10 protein-coding genes and 1 pseudogene are annotated in these 18149 nt (G+C 37.0%); 3 read left to right on the top strand and 8 right to left on the bottom strand.

Annotated elements, in window-relative coordinates:
* Positions 1–138: 138 nt before the first annotated feature.
* The 3 genes from D1B17_RS12505 to coaA all read right to left on the bottom strand — a co-directional run bounded on the left by D1B17_RS12505 (position 139) and on the right by coaA (position 3370).
* Positions 139–300, bottom strand: a complete 162-nt coding sequence (locus D1B17_RS12505) for a hypothetical protein (RefSeq protein ID WP_166806584.1) — start codon at positions 298–300, stop codon at positions 139–141.
* A 520-nt stretch (positions 301–820) separates the two neighbouring features.
* Positions 821–2386: a glutamine-hydrolyzing GMP synthase gene (gene guaA, locus D1B17_RS00760; protein ID WP_120143800.1), complete on the bottom strand. Its 1566-nt coding sequence runs from the start codon at positions 2384–2386 to the stop codon at positions 821–823.
* Positions 2387–2443: 57 nt separating this feature from the next.
* Entirely contained in the window at positions 2444–3370 is a 927-nt protein-coding gene (gene coaA, locus D1B17_RS00755; protein ID WP_120143802.1) for a type I pantothenate kinase, read from the bottom strand.
* A gap of 691 nt (positions 3371–4061) precedes the next feature.
* On the opposite strand from coaA, the gene D1B17_RS00750 reads away from it, so the two are divergent.
* Together D1B17_RS00750 and D1B17_RS00745 are read left to right on the top strand one after the other, a co-directional pair.
* The gene (locus tag D1B17_RS00750; protein ID WP_120143805.1) at positions 4062–4643 is read left to right on the top strand and encodes an SGNH/GDSL hydrolase family protein; all 582 of its coding nucleotides are present in this window, start codon (positions 4062–4064) and stop codon (positions 4641–4643) included.
* Between the two features lie 10 nt (positions 4644–4653).
* A complete protein-coding gene (locus D1B17_RS00745) occupies positions 4654–5289 on the top strand; it encodes a GPP34 family phosphoprotein (protein ID WP_120143807.1) in 636 nt (211 codons plus the stop codon).
* 504 nt (positions 5290–5793) lie between these two features.
* On the opposite strand, the gene D1B17_RS00740 is transcribed toward D1B17_RS00745, so the two are convergent.
* Complete coding sequence (locus D1B17_RS00740; protein ID WP_120143809.1) at positions 5794–6963, bottom strand: RNA-guided endonuclease TnpB family protein; 1170 nt, start codon at positions 6961–6963, stop codon at positions 5794–5796.
* Between the two features lie 393 nt (positions 6964–7356).
* Positions 7357–8055 carry an EAL domain-containing protein gene (locus tag D1B17_RS00735; protein WP_120143812.1) on the bottom strand — a complete coding sequence of 233 codons (699 nt, stop codon included), beginning with the start codon at positions 8053–8055 and terminating at the stop codon, positions 7357–7359.
* Positions 8056–8192: 137 nt separating this feature from the next.
* Here D1B17_RS00735 and D1B17_RS00730 point away from each other — a divergent pair, with 137 nt between their 5' ends.
* Positions 8193–9503 carry an FAD-dependent oxidoreductase gene (locus D1B17_RS00730; protein ID WP_120143814.1) on the top strand — a complete coding sequence of 437 codons (1311 nt, stop codon included), beginning with the start codon at positions 8193–8195 and terminating at the stop codon, positions 9501–9503.
* A 122-nt stretch (positions 9504–9625) separates the two neighbouring features.
* On the opposite strand, the gene D1B17_RS00725 is transcribed toward D1B17_RS00730, so the two are convergent.
* The 3 genes and pseudogenes from D1B17_RS00725 to helD form a co-directional block, all read right to left on the bottom strand.
* Positions 9626–10960, bottom strand: coding sequence for a dihydrolipoyl dehydrogenase family protein (locus D1B17_RS00725; protein WP_120143817.1), 1335 nt, complete (start codon positions 10958–10960; stop codon positions 9626–9628).
* Between the two features lie 174 nt (positions 10961–11134).
* Complete coding sequence (locus tag D1B17_RS00720; protein ID WP_120143819.1) at positions 11135–14755, bottom strand: hypothetical protein; 3621 nt, start codon at positions 14753–14755, stop codon at positions 11135–11137.
* Between the two features lie 575 nt (positions 14756–15330).
* Positions 15331–17651, bottom strand: a pseudogene (gene helD, locus D1B17_RS00715) (RNA polymerase recycling motor HelD).
* Positions 17652–18149 lie beyond the last annotated feature (498 nt).

The following is an 18149-nucleotide window of genomic DNA, read 5'->3' as shown; positions in this document are numbered from 1 at the left end:
GCTCAATATCACTAACCTCTATCAAACCAGTAACTACAAAAAAATGGATTGCCACCTCACAACTTCCCAGAACCAAAACGAACGCTGAATGCAGACCGAGGAACTTCGTTATCTTTGCATTGTCAGTAACCGCCGCAACTAGTATTTACCGTCGTTGCTAAACAAGTAATAGATCAGCATACCCACGCCGAGTATCGCACACGCCACGCCTATCATCGGAACTACTTTACCAAACTCCGTCGTAGTCATGATTATCGCACCGCCGACGAAGAGAAAGCCGCCTGCCTGTAAATTTTTCATATGTTTTCGTCCTTTCTACGCGTCATCTTGAGTTGCGTCATTACATCGACCATGTCGCTACGTCAGAGAGGAAAATATACACATAATTGAATGCTATCTGTATCAATTAGGATCATACTTTTGACCCCTTGACTAGATGGCATCAATCGAATCTATGTAATCAAACATACCATTACGGCAAAGCGCTTTCAATATATCTTCTTTATAAATTGACGCCTTATTTTAAAACCCATAAATCAATCAGAATATAGAAAAGCGCCAGCTTAAAAAACGACGCTCACAAATACTGGAATATCTCTATTTGAACTATTAATTTCAGTGTATTCAAATGATAATCACGCACCTCTTCAACAACTAGCGTAGGCGAATGGACACCAGACTTATCCTATTTTTGACAAAATAAAACGTGACCCTCATCACTGAAGATCACGTCTGCAGTTAGCCATTAAATGACTGACGACAACTATTATTTTTTAATAACGAACTAGTGGTCTTCCGGCACTAAACCTAATTAGTCGCTTTATTCCCACTCAATAGTTGCAGGTGGCTTAGAAGTAATATCATAAACTACACGGTTAACGTGACCAACTTCATTTACGATTCTAACTGAGATCTTTTGCAATACATCCCAAGGAATCTGCGCAAAGTCAGCTGTCATACCATCAATCGAAGTAACGGCACGGATACCGATTGTGTAATCGTAAGTACGACCATCACCCATAACACCAACTGAACGAATTCCTGGCAAGACTGTAAAGTATTGCCAGATTTTTTCGTCTAAGCCGTTCTTAGCGATTTCGTCACGTAGGACCCAATCACTATCACGAACGATTTGGAGTTTTTCTTCGGTAACTTCACCAATTACACGAATTCCAAGACCTGGGCCTGGGAATGGTTGGCGCCAAACTAGGTCATGTGGCATACCTAATTTTTCACCTAGTTCACGAACTTCATCTTTGAACAAGGTTCTCAATGGTTCGATCAACTTAAATTGCATGTCTTCTGGAAGTCCACCAACGTTGTGGTGTGATTTGATTGTTTGAGCAGTACTTGTACCACTTTCGATAACGTCTGTATAAAGTGTTCCTTGAGCTAGAAAATCAATTCCTTTAAGCTTAGTTGCTTCATCATTGAACACTTGGATAAATTCGTTACCAATAATCTTACGTTTCTTTTCTGGATCAGTTACGCCAGCAAGTTTGTCTAGGAAACGTTTTTGAGCATCAACTTTAATGATGTTCAAGCCAAACTTACCCTTCAAACTATCCATAACTTGGTCAGCTTCATTCTTACGTAGCAAACCATGGTCAACGAAGATACTTGTTAATTGAGTACCAATGGCTTTGTGTAGCAAAACACCAACAACTGAAGAGTCAACACCACCGGATAGTCCAAGAAGAACCTTCTTGTCACCGACAGTTTCACGAATCTTTTCAATTTGTTGATCAATGAAATCATCCATTGACCAGTTAGCTTCAGCTCCACAAACATCAAAGGCAAAGTGTTTTAAGATTTCTGAACCGAATTCAGTATTTCTAACTTCGGTATGGAATTGCACACCATACATCTTCTTTTCGTCATTAGCGATTGAAGAAATAGGCGCATTCTTACTTGTAGCAACAACGTCAAAGCCAGTAGGTGCTTCTCTTACAAGGTCACCGTGACTCATCCATACATATTGCTTTTCAGGTAAGCCTTTAAACAATACAGAATCTGTATCTTTAACAGTAATGTCAGCGCGTCCGTATTCACGGTTGTCAGCTGATTCAACTTTTCCGCCTAAGTTATAAGACATCAATTGCATACCATAACAAATACCTAAGATAGGAATACCTAGCTTGTAAATGTCTTGGTCGATTGAAAAGGCATCCTTATCGTAGACACTCATTGGTCCACCAGAAAGGATAATACCCTTAGGATTGATTTCTTTAACTTCTGCAGCAGTAATAGTGTTTGGTAATAATTCAGAGTAAATACCAATATCTCTGATTCGACGAGTAATCAATTGGTTATATTGACTACCGTAGTCTAGAACGATGATGCTATCAGCATCAGGCCATTGCTTGCTCAAATCAATTTCCCCCATTTTTTTATTTATTCTATTGTATACGAAATTCAGTTCCATGTCATATATTGTTAGCGCTTAATATTTACGAAGATAAATTTTATCAATTTGATGGTCCTCTGACTTGTGTAAAATCAGGTTGGCACGGTTCATTGTCGGCTTAATATAATCACGCAAGTTAGGATAATTTATCGTCTCCCAAACATGCTTTGCCATGTCCATAGCACTCTTTTCCGGAATCTGGGTGAATTGATAGTAGTAACTATTAGGATCGTTTCTAGCCAAATCTAGTAGCTTTTCGAAACGATTTAAGAACCATTTCTCAATATCATCCACTTCGGCATCAATATAAATTGAAAAATCAAAAAAGTCACTGACATAAATCTGTTCGTTATGAGGCAATTGTAATACATTTATCCCCTCAACGATTAAAATATCAGGATTATCTGTTTCTTCATAACGGTCAGGAATAATATCGTAAATGTTGTGTGAATACAGTGGATACTTGATTTTGCCACCCTTAGTTTTGACATCACCCAAGAATTTCAAAAGTTTTTCCATATCGTATGTTTCAGGAAAACCTTTTTTATCCATTAAATTGCGTTCCTTCAAAATTTTACTAGGATACAAAAAGCCATCCGTCGTCATTTGTGAAACTTTATATTGCGGATAAGCCCGTTCCAACATAATCTTCAATAAACGAGCCGTGGTACTCTTACCCACAGCCACCGAACCGGAAACACCAATAATAAATGGAATCTTCCGCGTTGAACGTTTGATCAATTCATTTTTTAATTTTGATAACTTGCGATAATTTTTTAAATATATATGAAGTAAGTGTCGAATCGGTGCATAAATCGAGCGCACATCATCGATAGAAATCTCATCATCCAAAGACTTGATTTTCCTTAACTCACCGTCAGTAATCGCTTGTTTAGTATATTCGCCATGGAAACTTTCCCATTGCTTTCGAGTAAATTCATCGTAGTTAGTTAAACTTTGCATATTATTCTACCTTGCTTGTCTTTTTATATATATGCCGTCTCCAGGAACAAGAAATTCAGGCCGCTATGGGACCGGCTCGAGCCAAAGGGCGGTCTCGACCCTCGATTTTGAACCTCGCAAAGTACGCGAGTTTCAAAACTCGTCCAGTGGAGTAAGCGCTAAAGCGCTAACACCACCTTCACAGCGGCCTGAATTTCTTGTTCCTTCCGACTAGGTTCTATTAGTTCAATTATAAATACGCTTTAATTATTGTATCTAAAGTAAGTTTTAGTTAAAAATTTTCGGTAGCGTGGGACTACTTCTTCAGTATAAGCTAAACAGACATCTGAAAAATAGGACTATTGACACAAAATTTCACCCATTATTATTATTTAAATCCGTTAACTTAAACATACAAACCAACCAACAATTAAATTAGTCGTAGGATATGGAAATATTCTCCTGCCGTGAAAGTACTGTTATGGCTTCAGCCATTACAGTACCGGGCGAGTTTGGAGACTTGCCGAACTTGCAAGGCTTCAAACCGAGGGACGAGACCTTGGCTCTGCCCGGTCCGCACAGCAGGAGAATATTTCCATATCCGGAGACGGCAAATTTAAACAACTCCCACCCACCTCAGATTATAATTAACTTTTACTAGTTTTCTGGTATTCTAGTATAGTATAGAACATTTTCAAAAAAGGAAACATATATGAAAAGAATAGTATTATTTGGGGACTCGACCATGATGGGATTTCGGAATGGTAAGGCTAGTGATATACTGGCCAAACGTATTCGGAAAGACTTTCCTGGTTATGAAGTCATTAATATGTCGATCTCGGACTACAAAACCAATAATGCTATGACACGTGTTGATCGTGTAGCGCGACTAAACCCTGAAATTATTATCTTAGGTTTCGGCGCCAACGATATTTCCACAGATGATGAAATCAAACCCGGTAAATTTGCAGCGAATCTGACTAGTATAATAGAAACTTTAGGAACACAACGTGTTATTTTGCTTTCACCGCCATACATTGATTGGATCAAAGACCCAACGAGACCATGGACGCGCCAATTGCAATTTGAACTAGTAACGGAACACCTCAGTAAGCAATTAGACGTATCCTACATTGATTTACTACATGACATGGCTAATTGTGCCAACCTAAAAGAATTACTACAAAAAGATGGATTACATTTTACCAAGCAAGGTTATAATCTCTTAGAAAACGAGTTAATACCAGAAATTAAAGCCATGCTAGCTAGAAAATCAGAGCTAGTGTCAAATTAAGGAGCACTTTATGGATTTAAATATTCCTCAAAAATATTTTATTTTATCGTGTAACGAAAAAGGTAGTATTCGTATTTTTAAGAATACCAGACGTCGTGCTTATTTAGCCGAAAGTTCATTTTTCGACTTAGCACTGAATGATATTATCGATTTAACAGACAACAGTGTCATCATTAATAAGGTTTTACCCGACGACAAAAAATATCTGAATGAATTTTTCCAAATTATCAACAAGAACCAAGGCAAGAGTGTCAATCATGTTCTACGTGCGATGGCAACTAACGAAAAAATCACTCGCATTATTTACAATGAAATCGGTGATTCACTAGTTGATAAAGTTGATGTCACTAAAGCTATCACTGGCTTAGTGTTCAAAACTAACAACTACCTACCTAACCGTAGCGTCAAACGTGAATTAGTTGCTGATTTACGCAAGGAAATTTTGACCGGTGAAAAAATATCACCCGATGCCTTCGCTTTATTAGCCACATTATACGGAAATCATGACTTGAAGTTCTATTTCTCTCAATTTGAACAAAAACAATTGAAGAATAAAATTGAACTTTATCAAAATGATCCAACTTATGAGAAACTATTTGAGCTTTCCAAAAAGTTGAATCGCGTTACACTCACATTATTGAGCTAACAAAAAAACCTGAGTCAGTTTTGGTTAGTTGCCGTCTCTGGGTGCAAGAAATGTTGGCGCTGTGGGGACCGATTGGAGCCAGAGTACGGTCTCCAATCTCGATTTTGAACTTCGCAAAGTACGCGAATTTCAAAACTCGTCCCGTGGTGTAATGGCTAAAGCCATAACGCCACCTGCACTGCTACCAACATTTCTTGCACCCAGAGAACTAATACATTTATTATTTTTAATACTATGTAATTAACTGATTCGATAAACAAGTGCTATATTATTTGAAATCGAACCTAAGCAAAAGGCTAGATATTTTTCTGGATTCATACCTAGAAGAAATACCTAGCCTTTTTATTTTCTATTCTATAACCCAAATTAAGAAAGAACCGTTTTTTAACTGACTTGGGGCTTTTACTATCTAACTAAAAGTGAACTACTCGGCACTAAAGTACCGAGCTTCTAGGAACACTTGACTTACCGCCAGGTATTTCAACCTTTTGGCATTGGTCATAGCTATTTTACTAAGGCTTGCTCCAAGCCCTTATTTAGAATATTTCTACTTGCATTGATGTCTCGGTCATTATTTGAATGACAATTTGGACATATCCATTGTCGGATATCCAATTCATGTTTACCATCATCGTACCCACATGCAGCACAGTATTGGCTTGTCTTGAAAGGATTCACGACGACTAGCTCTTTACCATACCATTCACACTTGTATTCAAGCATTGTTCTAATCATTCTCCACGATTGATTGGCAATCGCTCTAGCTAGATTATGATTCTTTAACATATTACTTGCTTTCAAATCTTCAATCGTTATAACATCATAATCCCTGACAAGTTGTGTAGTTATCTTATGGATATAGTCCTCACGTTGATTAGCAATCTTTTCTGAATATTTAGCAACTATTCGTTTAGCTTTTTGAACATTCTTATAGTCTTCAAGTGGCCTTGGTTCAATTAAGCCAATCTTTTTAGTTTTTGCTCTGTCCTTGACGGCAAGTGATCGTCTTCTAGCGAGTTTACGCTCCCAGTTTAATTTCTTTTTTGCTAAGGCCTTGTCAAAACGAATAGTTGGATATTTAACAGAATCTGACGTGATAATCAAATCTGCTATACCCATATCCAGTCCAACTTGAGCTTGCGTTTTATCGAATACTTGGTTTTCGTCTTCGACTGTTAACACAGCATAGTATTTACCAGCTGGACTCCTACGGATAGTGACTGACTTGATAACTTCGGGTATATCTCTACCACACTTGAATTTAACTTCACCAAGTTTTGGCAACTTGATATATGAGTTATTAATTTGCTTGATATTATGATTCACACATTTTGATTGGTAGCTTTGACGAGGATACTTTCTACTTTTAAATCTTGGATATCCAGTATGTTCTTCAAAAAAATTTTTGAACGCTTCTGACAAATCTTTATTGGCACATTGTAGACTTGTGCTCTCCACTTGTTTTAAGTAAGGATGCTCTTTCTTTAAAAGTGGCAGAAGTATGTTCATATCAAAATTTGATACGAATTTACAATCAGGATTATTCTCATATCTATCTTTTTGCATGGCTAACATCACATTCCAAACTTTGCGAACACAACCAAAGTTCATTTCGATATGTTGAATTTGGAATCCATTGGGGTATATTCGAAGCTTAATTCCTTTAAGGGTCAAATGTTCACCTCCCCTCGATGTGATTAAATCATATCATCATGAGGAGATTTATGTTGGTTAAAAAATACGATTGTTTAAATATATTTCAAAAAAAGTTGCTCGAGACATTGATTCATCTCGGCAATGAATTACCGAGTTTTCTCAATTAGCAACTTTTATAAAATCGTCGAAACATATTATGACATTTAATTTTACCCATTATCTAAAATCTAACCAATTAGCCGGAAGAAACAAGAAAATTAGGTTGCTGTGAAAGTGGCGTTAGTGCTTTAGCACTTACACCACGGGACGAGCTTTGAAACTTGCGTACTTTGCGAGGTTCAAAGTCGAGACTGGAGACCTTGGCTCCAGTCGGTCCCCATAGCGACCTAATTTTCTTGTTTCTGGAGGTCCTTAAAACCCGAAATCAACTGGATCTCCAGGTAATCTCAACAGCTTTGGTTTTCCATAATAATAACCTTGACGTAATGAGATATTAAAGTCTTTACTCATTTTAGCATCATCAGAATCTTCGATTCCTTCAAGAATCATCCGCAATCCATATTCTTCACTGATAGCGTGCCAGAAATGCAATTTTTGTTGAATTTTAGGATCCTTTAAACCTGTCCGGAAATTTTGTAATGCAAATTTCAGCTCTGATGCTAATGGCAAAAGTTCTTGAATACTCTTAAAATCATTAATTCCTGTTCCAACATCATCCAAAGAAATTTGCATGCCATACTCAATAAACTTCCGCAAGTGTGGAATCAATTTTGTGTCAGGATAACACTCTGGACCCTTTTCCTCAGTCAACTCCACCACTAATTTGGCTGGATAGAGTTGCTTTTGACTTTGGATAATTGCTTTAGCAACGGTCGTATCTATCAACTGCTCACGGCTAATATTTACAGAACAATATTGAACTTTAATACCTAAAATTCGGGTTGTTTCCAATAACAGATCAGAAATAACTTGTGGATCAATCGCTGTAAAAGATTCAGGCAATCTCCAACCTTCCGGTGTCAATTCCTTGATCAATAATTCGTATCCAAAAACTGTTTTTGTCTTGCCGTCCAACTGTGGTTGAACAAAATAACGATAAATCGGTTTCATACATTCATCCCCCCAAAGATGAGTTTACATTTGTAGTAACCATTGTATACTTGTAGTATACGTCATTAGGAAAGGATAGCAATATCACGAAAAAGAAAGTAGTTATTATTGGCTGTACACATGCTGGAATTGCGGCCATGAGACAAATTTTAAAATATTATCCAGATGCTGACATAACTGTTTACGAACGTCATGCAGAAATTTCATATTTATCTTGTGCAACTTACCTCCATTTAGGCGGTGAAGTTAAAAATCTTGACGATGTTTTCTACGCTGACCCTAGCGAATTTACCAAACAGGGCGTTAAGATGCGTATGATTCACGATGTTATCAGTATTGATGCTAAAGAACATACTATTTTGGCCCAAAACTTGAAAACAAAGGAACTTGTTCACGACAGTTATGACAAATTAATTATGGCTACCGGATCTATCACCGCAATTCCTGCTATTAGTGGTATTGAAAATCCTAAAATAATGTTATGCAAAACTTGCGACCAAGCACATGAACTTTATGCAGCTGCTAAAATGCATCATAAGATTGCCATCGTTGGTGGTGGTTATGCTGGTGTTGAATTGGCAGAAGGATACATCAAGTCTGGTCACGAAGTTATCTTAATTGAACGTAGTCCACACGTTTTAAATGAATATATGGACACCAATATGTCCAAAAAAGTTGAAAACTTACTCGTCGAACACGGCGTTAAAGTCCTAACTAACACTACCGTAACACAATTCAGCGACTTGAAGAACGAGCAAATTAACATCCAGTCGACTAACGGTGACTATGCCGTCGACATGATTGCCATTGCTCCTGGGGTCATTCCTCAGTCTGATTTACTAAAGGGCCAAGTTGATTTGTCGAAAAATGGTGCAATCGTTACTGACCCTTACATGTGTACATCTGATCCTGACATTTTTGCAGCCGGTGACGCGACTGAAGTTCGTTACAATCCAACTGTCAGTCAATCATATATTCCACTTGCATCACATGCCGTGCGCCAAGGTACTTTGGCTGGTATCAATGTTTTTGACAAACGTCTAAAATCCATTGGTACTCAAGCAACAACTGGTATGCTACTGTTTGGTAAAACAATTGCCTGCACAGGTCTAACTTATGAAAAAGCTATCGAAGCTAACTTTAACACCGGTGTAGCTCATTATCATGGAAATTACCGACCAGACTTCATGCCCACGACCGCTGAAGTTTCGATTTCATTAGTTTATGATAAAAACACTCGCAAAGTTCTAGGCGCACAAATGATGTCTGACCACGAAATTTCTCAATCAGCTAATACCATTTCCGTAGTCATTCAAAATGGCAATACGATTGATGAATTAGCCTTTCTTGATATGTTGTTCTCACCTAACTTTGACGAACCATTCAATTATTTGAACTTAGTAGCTCAAGTAGCCGTTGACCAAGAACATGGCTATTGGAGAAAATAATATCGAGAGTGGAACAAAACATGTTCAGCTTTCGAGCATTAAGGCAAATGACGCCAGTAATCCGATTTTGGATTGCTGGCGTCATTTGTTTTAAGCGGAAAAAGCTATGTTTTATTCCACGTTTAGGCTCTATGCCAAGCTGCATAACCAATTGTTGGGAATAGACTTGTTAAACGCCCAATTTGCTCTGGACTTAATTTGAATTCAATTGCTGGCAACAAGGCGTTAACAGCATCTTGCGCCTGATCACTAACTTCTGTAACGCCCAGTAAATGGCCTTCATCGTCATGAATTTGGCGACTTTGAGCAATTGGCTCTTTATCAACCTTGTAATACCAGTAGTTAGCTAAGTCATTTTCAGAAATTTGATATCCTTTAACTTTCGCTGTTTCAACTGATACACCAGCTTTAGCAATTCTAGGCGATGTAAAAACAACTGCAGGGATAACTGGCATTTTGATTGGTTCCTTCGTCTGACCAGAAAAGAGCTTCATCAAATATTTTGATTCAAAGAAAGCTGCTGGTGTAACTTTTGGTAAATCATTGTTTACAACATCCCCAGCCGCATAAATATTCTCTACATTAGTTTGCAGATAATCATTCACATAGACTCCATGTTTGTCATACTTGACGCCAATTTTGTCTAAACCTAAATTATCTAAGTTTGGAATTCGACCAGTGGCATCCAATATCCAGTCGGTTAACAATGTTTGATTATCACCATAAGTAATTTGATAACTGTCAGCTACTTTTTCAAAAGCTTGAACATTGGAATTTTCGATAAACTTAACACCACGTTGCTTTAAGTCATCAACGACTAACTTAACGTATGGCTGGTAAAAATCACGCAATACTTTATCTGAATGCAGCATCACTGTTACTTCAGCACCAGCAGCATTGGCCATCGTCGCAAATTCCATACCAATATAGCCTGAACCAATAATCGTGATTTTCCGAGGTAAATTCTTCAGATTCATGAAGTCTTCGCTATCATGCGCCAAGTCCGTTCCGGGAATATCAAGGCGATGAGGTCGTAAGCCCGTTGCTATAACAATCTTTTCAGCCGTAACTTCACCCACATTATCAACAATTACGGTGTGATTATCTTTAAACGTCGCATGACCCTTGATTATCGTTGCACCACCACTTTCAAGACGATGAGTTAAATCTTCCGGCAAATGTTCAATAATTTCTTGTTTGTGTTCAACATTTTTGGTCCAATTCAACTGAATATCGCCATTTAAAATATCACCCATTCGTTCAGATGCTCGGACCATTTTGACTGGTTCATCTAAAGTGATTTTGGCATTACAACCACGATTTGGACAAGTTCCTCCGATTAAGCCGCTTTCAATCACCCCGACTTTAACACCAGTTTTAGCTAAAGGTGCTGCCCCGTCAAAAGTAGCATGACCTGCTCCAATATAAAGTACGTCATAATCATATTTTCTAACCATCAGCTGACCTCCAAAGTTTTTTCTATGTATATCCAAGATAAAGCATTGCGGATGCCATGACAATAAATTCGATTATAGAGAATTGCAAATAAAATAAAAGCCCCAGCAATCCAAAATTCGGATAACTGGGGCCACTAGTCTTAACGCTCGAAAGCTAATTATTTTTTCAAAAATTTATAACGCATCATTAATTGACCACGTAACTGTACTTTGATATTCGCCTGATAACGGAACTCCCCTAGTACCTAATAAAATCCCCTGATTAGGATCGCTATTTTCACCAAATAATGAATATGAAGTAGGTTCATCCGTACCAGTACTATCACCGGTTGCAACTACTGGATTTTCTGACAAGGAGATTGGAGTATTATCAGTCAATTGCACCATCTGTAAATTAGAGCTCTCGCTATAATCTCCAGACTCATCTTGGCGTTTCATATTGTCAGACTGTGCATGTAATTTCCATTTAGATTTATAACTATCAACTTTAATATTCCAGCCACCATCGCGTTGAACATATTTTGGAACAATGTTGCCACGAGGGTCGATTGGTTTAAAGCGATAATTTTCAACTTCAACTTGTGCACCAGTTGGTAATACTTCGACAGTATATTCAACCGTATTTGTCTTTCTAAGATAACGGTCCATTACGTAAGCATTTAAATGATAATCTCCTTCTGCCAAATCATCAGTCCAAGTGGATTTAGGATTTAGTTTATAAGGAGTTGTAACTTTACCATCAGCCTGTTTGGGACGATCTGCCATTGTCATAACTGGAGTATCAGAACTATCAGAAATCTGTGCGAAAACAGCTAAATCATTGGCCTGCAATTGATAAGCCATTGCATTTACATCTGGATACGTAAAAGTCATTGGCAAACGGACAGCCAAATTTGAAATAGCTGTCAAATCGGTCTTGGTAGCTTCAATCGTTGGAGCAATATCTGGAACATCCACAACATATGTCACCGTATTAGAGGCAGTTTCACCATCATAAGCTGTGACATCAATTTGATTTCGACCGACTTTCAAGCCAGTTGCTTCTTTAAGGTAATCTTCTACTGATTGTTGACTATTATTATCAAATAATTCGGCTCCAATTGGTTTTAATTCAATTGTAAATTTGCTTTCATTAACTATCTTATCCGTTACGTTTTGTGTTACTTCTGCTTGCTTATTACCGTCAGCATCCGTTATTTGATATTTAACCGTTGTGACTTTATTCGTAAAATCAGAATTATCGGAATAGCCATATTTACCGGTCAGCTTCACATCACTATTGTCGTGTACGGTTTGATTTAAATCTGTAGGAGTCAATACTAAATCTCCGCCAACAACGATAATATCGTACGTAATTTCATTAGAGTTACGTCCATCAACGTCAGTTATATAAAGTTTAATTGTATGTTTTCCGGGGCTTAATGTACCTGCTGGCAATTTGAATGTTAAATGTCCAACGGTTGCTTCTGCGTCACTTTTACTTGGAGCAATTTTAGTATAATTTTCATCATTATCTATTTTATAAGAACCACTTAAGTTGCCCAGATTAACTGTATCCCCATTACTGTATGAAAAATCATTCGTCAAAACAATCGTATCTGTCGCTTTAACTGTTTGCGGATTGTCACCAGTGGCTGTCAAAAGTAAATCTTTGTAATCTTTAACAGTTATCGTATAAGTAATCTTATTAGAAACTCGATTCAACGAATCTGTAGCGTAAACTTCAATTTTGTTAGTACCAATTTTCAAGAGACTGCCTTCACTTAAGGCGTTAGTTGCGACCATCATGTAATCACCGGTCGTTGATCCAGAAGTCGTATTGGCAGTAGCAGTATCGATTTTTTCACCATTGATTGTGGTATGAATCTGCACAGCTTTACTATCAAAAGTCGAATTATTCACATAATTGATTTTTCCATTAAGCGTGACATCTTCATTTGAAGTAACTGTTTGATCGACTTTATCATCAGAAATTTGTAGTTGATCGTTGATGATAAACACCGGCGTTGTAACATCAGAAATATAATTTTGGGCCCGATAGGAAATCGGCTCACCATCAACTATTTGTGGCGTCGTTGTAACATTTGCTTGTCCGTAAAGATAAATTGTCGCTTTTTGACCTTCGGTATCCATGTCAGCCAAGTTCATATTTAACACTTGGTCTCCACTCTTAGCATCAGTCGTGATATCGCTCGGTGAAATTTCAAACGACTTACTTGCATCAGATCCAGCTCCTGAATAAACTACTTTCCCAATACTTTGATCACCGACAGTTGAGGAAAGGCCTGTTTTAAAATCAATTTTTTTAGGAAGATGAAGTACGGCTTTAATATCACCTGTATTCATAGTTCCAGAGTCATATTTTAAGTCATATTGGAATAGTAATTTATCATTATTAGAAACATTATAAGCTGCTCTTTTTGAGAAAGTTGCTAAAGTATTGTCAAGAGTAGGATTATATTGACCATTTTGATTCAAATCACTAATTTCACGGCCTAGCTCCCCATTGCTATCGTATTGTGACATATCATAAAGTTTGGCCGTATTTTCAACATTGGCTGTATTCGGCATTTGTTGCATGATAATCGCATAATCTTTGGCGGCCGAATATTTTGAACCTGTTGATGCAGTGAAGCCCCAACGAATATTGTCATTTTTACTTACTTTGGAAAGATCAATTGACCCGCTACCTGAACTTTTAATATTAAAAGCGGTGGCTGTTCCGTCAATCTTCTGATCGTTAAAGCTATACTTAAACGAAGCCATATTAGAATCAGCCGTTGCTGGAGGAATGTAATTAAACGTCAGGTGGCGCCAGGCTTTATCAACATTCGTATCAGTGGAACTTGAAGTTGCATATCCTGAAACTTCAATATTATTAGCCGTACCAGCTTGATATTTCTGTGAAAAGTAATAGTAACCCTTATTACCATTATACTTACCCATTCCTGATATGTACGTATCCTTATCGCCAGGATATCCAGTTGTTAAATGTTGACCTTTATAATCACTACTAGCATCAAAGTAGTCATCCGTTCCCTCAACTTTTTCAAAAATTAATCCGTCTATAACCGATTTTGGTTTCTTATAATTTTGAACAGCATCCATTTCGAAGGCAAAACTCTTTTGGATACCAGTAGTATATAAATTATCAAACAGATTAGCAGCGGGTGGTGATAAGAGTGATCCGCCAGTGGCTATTAACGGACTATGGTCTACACTACTACCAGCCCAGACACCCAAAGTTTCCCCATAAGAAGGCTTTCCTTTACCAGTGCCATCCAAGGCCGTTGAGATTGCCTTGGCGCCTCTATCATCATCTTGCAAAACTAAAGCCATACCATCAGAAGTTAAATCCTCATTCACTTTATCGTCATAAAGATCCTCTTTACTTCCTTGCTTATCACTATAAAAATGATAAGTATCTCCAAAATAAAGCCAGGCTGAAATAGTCTGCGGTTTATCTAATCGAAACGAGTTATACAGTTTGGTGTTGGCTGTATCACTATATTTCTTACCCCAGAACGAACTAATTTGATTATTGGGCTTGTTGGCACTCAACATCTCAACTATATTAGTTGGAAAATCAGTTAATAAAGTTGCCCCATTAGTTCCACCATCATAATCGGGGTTATCAATCAATCCTTCCAACGATAATCCATCAGGCGCATTTTCATATACTTCAGTCTTTGTCGGTGGTGTTACCGCCTTAACTACCGAAACCTCAGTCGATAATCCTAAAATAAATATAAAAAATGTCATTAACCATAAAAATAGCATCTTCTTGTTTTTCATTATTAGTCCCCCAAAAATAATAGTAAAAAACTTTTCTATACATATAATATATACGAATAATTTATGTAACTTATTCCATAAATAGTAAAGGTTCATTATATATTGTGAGAATTATCATTTTATTAAAATATATTTTTAAATAAAATGCTACTTTGTTGGTAAAGAAGCTATGGATATGCCGTCTCCAGATTCGGAAACAACTGTGCTTTTGAACGTATCAAACTAATTTGAAGACAGACCCTAGGACAAAATCAAAAAACATCTATGAAAAAGAATTACGCTTTCTCATAGATGTTTTTCTGTATATATATTTTTGTACGGTTTATTTTTACACTTTTAACCGAGGATTCAAAACAGACTTTCCCCTTGGTACTATTGCCATAAATAAACTAGCCGGAAGGAACAAGAAATTTAGGTCGCTGTGCAGGTGGCGTTAGAGCTTCAGCTCTTACACCACGGGACGACTTTTGAAACTCGCGTCTTTTGCGAGATTCAAAATCGAGGTTGGAGACCTTGGCTCCGACAGGTCCCCATAGCGACCTAAATTTTCTTGTTCCTGGAGGCGGCATATTTAATTAAGCTTTTGGTTCCGCAACTTGATAATACTTTTCAGGTACTCGTTGCAACAACTGTGACAATTCTCCAATCGAAGTAATCGTCAACTTATGCATTGCACGTGAAGCAATTGTATAAACTAATTGTTGTTCATCTTCATCAAACTTATCCTTTGAAGCATCCCACATAATAACTGCATCAAATTCCAAACCTTTGGCTAAGAATGATGGCAACACAATTGTACCATTCGCTAAACGTTGGTTTTCAGAACGAATCAAGGTCGACGCTATGCCCTTGGCTTTCAACAATTCATGTAGTTTCGTTGCATCTTCCAAAGTTTTCGCAATGATAGCAGTTGTAAATTTACGCTTATTATTTTCTTCGAGTTGACCAATAACTTGTTGAACCGATTCATCAACACTTTGTGACATCAACAGATTTGGTAAATCTCCATCACGGTTAAACGGCTCGATTCTTTGTCCATTAGTCAAAATAGCTTTAGTAAAGTCAGTGATCTGCTTAGTTGAACGGTATGAATGAACTAGTTGCACAACTCTTGTTTCGTCAGCATTAAAGAGACTTTGAGCCTCTGACAATAATGTTTGACTATTTTTCTTAGTGAAAATAGATTGATTCAAATCACCTAACATTGTGTAACGAGCTCTTGGGAACTTGTACTTCATATAGGCCAATTGGAACGGAGTATAATCTTGAATTTCATCAATAAAGACAAACTTCATATCTAATTCTCCGTGCTTTCCAACCACTAAGTCATACAAGTAAAGGTATGGACTCAAGTTATTCATTGAAATTTGCTTATTCTTGAACGAGCCAACAAAACTTTCAACGTACTTGTCCCACTGTTCGTTACTGATACCATGTTTACTCAAATCAACAATCTTAGGAACAGCTTTTAAAAAGTTCAAATAATTAGCCGCTACATTTAAGAAACGCAGATGTTTGATGTTCTTATATACACCTTGCATCATTGTTGTGACAATCTTTCGAGCCAAGAACTTCTTTTCTTCATCCCCGTTTTTAAACTCTTGGTCAGCCGTAGTATACAAAGCTTGCAATTGTTCTTTACTCAAGTTTTCGATTTGTTCGGAAACCCAGTTAGAACGCATTTCAGCACCAATCTTACGATGCAACAATTTAATCAAACGCTCTACAGTCGCATCCAAACGGTTACCCAGATTGTATTGAGGTCCGTAACTATAGTAGAATTCTTGAATTTTTCCTTAGGAATAAAGACTTTGCCTTGGAATTTAATATCTTTGAAGGCAATTCCACTTTGTCCAAGTAGCTTGCTGTAATTAGTCAATATCTTAAAGAATTCAATATCCGAGACAAATTTACTAACATTTTTATTATCTGTATCAACAACTGTTTCAAATTGATCAGACAAACTCTCGACATTCAAGTTAGGCAAACGGCGTGCTAGAAATTGCTTATATGTCATTTGGACCATATTTTGTTCACCCATTTCAGGCAAAACATTCTTAATATAGTCGTTGAACAACGAGTTTGGTGAGAACATAACAACCTGGCTAGATGTCAATGTTCCACGATATCTATATAGTAAGAAAGCGATTCTTTGTAAAATAGCTGACGTCTTACCAGAACCGGCAGCACCTTGAACAAACAAAAGTTTTGATTTCGTATCACGAATAATCTTGTTTTGTTCACTCTGGATAGTCTTAACGATACCCTTCATATGGGTTGAAGATTTACCATCCAAAACTTCCAAAAGCATTTGATCACCAATGGTTTCTTGGGTATCAAAATAAGCCTTGATTTTGCCATCTTCAACGAGAAATTGTCGTTTCAAGAACAAGTTGACTGCTTGTTCCCCGTCAGGTGTTTGATAAGTCACGTCACCTAATTTTCCGTCGTAATAAATCGAAGAAATCGGCGCACGCCAGTCATAAACCAAGAAATGATCTGCTTTATCAGTGAAAGAACTCAATCCGATATAAACAGTTTCTTTCTTAGGTTCACCCTTTTCTTGGAAATCCAAACGAGCAAAGAATGGTGTCTTTTCTAGTTTTTTAAGAATTCCTAAGCGTTGTTTTGATTGTTGCCAACTATTATTTCTCTCGTCGAGCATTTGTTGTTGTTGATGAATGGATAAAGCAGCATCCATCGAAATCGAATCGCCATCCATCCCAATATGAATATCATCAAAAGCATTATTGATAACTTTCAAATCTTCTTCAGCAACATCCATATGTGATTGAAGACGACTTTCAGACTTCTTAATTTGAGCAACCACATCATTTAAATGTGCTTGTTCTTTTTGTTTTTCGTCTACTTCATTAACTTTAGGTTTGTTTGTCATCATAATAACCTCTTAAATTTAAGTTATATAATGTTACCACTAAAATTTAACGATTTCAAAGACGACAATCTTATAACAATTCCGTTAAGGACTGAAATTTAAATAACTGCTGTTTCATACTTTGCAATCAAATTCAACCATCTTTAGCTGAGAGTGGGACAAAACATGTTCAGCTTTTTCCACGTTTATGATGCATGTTTAAAGACGACAATAGTTTTGTCCCAAACTCATTCATTTTATGAATAATTATCAACAATAATAATAATTTCTATAAATAAAAATATATCTATCTATCCCCACAGATAAAGCTTCTTTTCTCTATTTGGTCTTAAAATGTCAATTTATTAATCTATAAATTAATTCGATTTTTGTATAAATCTATATCAAATTATGAATTAAATTTTCAAATAAAATAGTGTACATTATGTATACTATTTCATTAACTTTTCTGTGAGGGGGAAAAATGATGAAAAAACTAAACCAACTTAAGTTACCAGT

This window comes from Companilactobacillus zhachilii (assembly GCF_003606365.2).
GTDB lineage: Bacteria > Bacillota > Bacilli > Lactobacillales > Lactobacillaceae > Companilactobacillus > Companilactobacillus zhachilii.
The sequence above is the reverse complement of the archived record's forward strand: the minus strand, read 5'-3'. Positions and strand labels throughout refer to the sequence as shown.

Excerpts from the sequence above, each read along its gene's own strand:
- D1B17_RS12505 (WP_166806584.1), bottom strand. The coding sequence starts at position 300 with ATGAAAAATTTACAGGCAGGCGGCTTTCTCTTCGTCGGCGGTGCGATA.
- guaA (WP_120143800.1), bottom strand. The coding sequence starts at position 2,386 with ATGGGGGAAATTGATTTGAGCAAGCAATGGCCTGATGCTGATAGCATC.
- coaA (WP_120143802.1), bottom strand. The coding sequence starts at position 3,370 with ATGCAAAGTTTAACTAACTACGATGAATTTACTCGAAAGCAATGGGAA.
- D1B17_RS00750 (WP_120143805.1), top strand. The coding sequence starts at position 4,062 with ATGAAAAGAATAGTATTATTTGGGGACTCGACCATGATGGGATTTCGG.
- D1B17_RS00745 (WP_120143807.1), top strand. The coding sequence starts at position 4,654 with ATGGATTTAAATATTCCTCAAAAATATTTTATTTTATCGTGTAACGAA.
- D1B17_RS00735 (WP_120143812.1), bottom strand. The coding sequence starts at position 8,055 with ATGAAACCGATTTATCGTTATTTTGTTCAACCACAGTTGGACGGCAAG.
- D1B17_RS00730 (WP_120143814.1), top strand. The coding sequence starts at position 8,193 with ATGAGACAAATTTTAAAATATTATCCAGATGCTGACATAACTGTTTAC.
- D1B17_RS00725 (WP_120143817.1), bottom strand. The coding sequence starts at position 10,960 with ATGGTTAGAAAATATGATTATGACGTACTTTATATTGGAGCAGGTCAT.
- D1B17_RS00720 (WP_120143819.1), bottom strand. The coding sequence starts at position 14,755 with ATGAAAAACAAGAAGATGCTATTTTTATGGTTAATGACATTTTTTATA.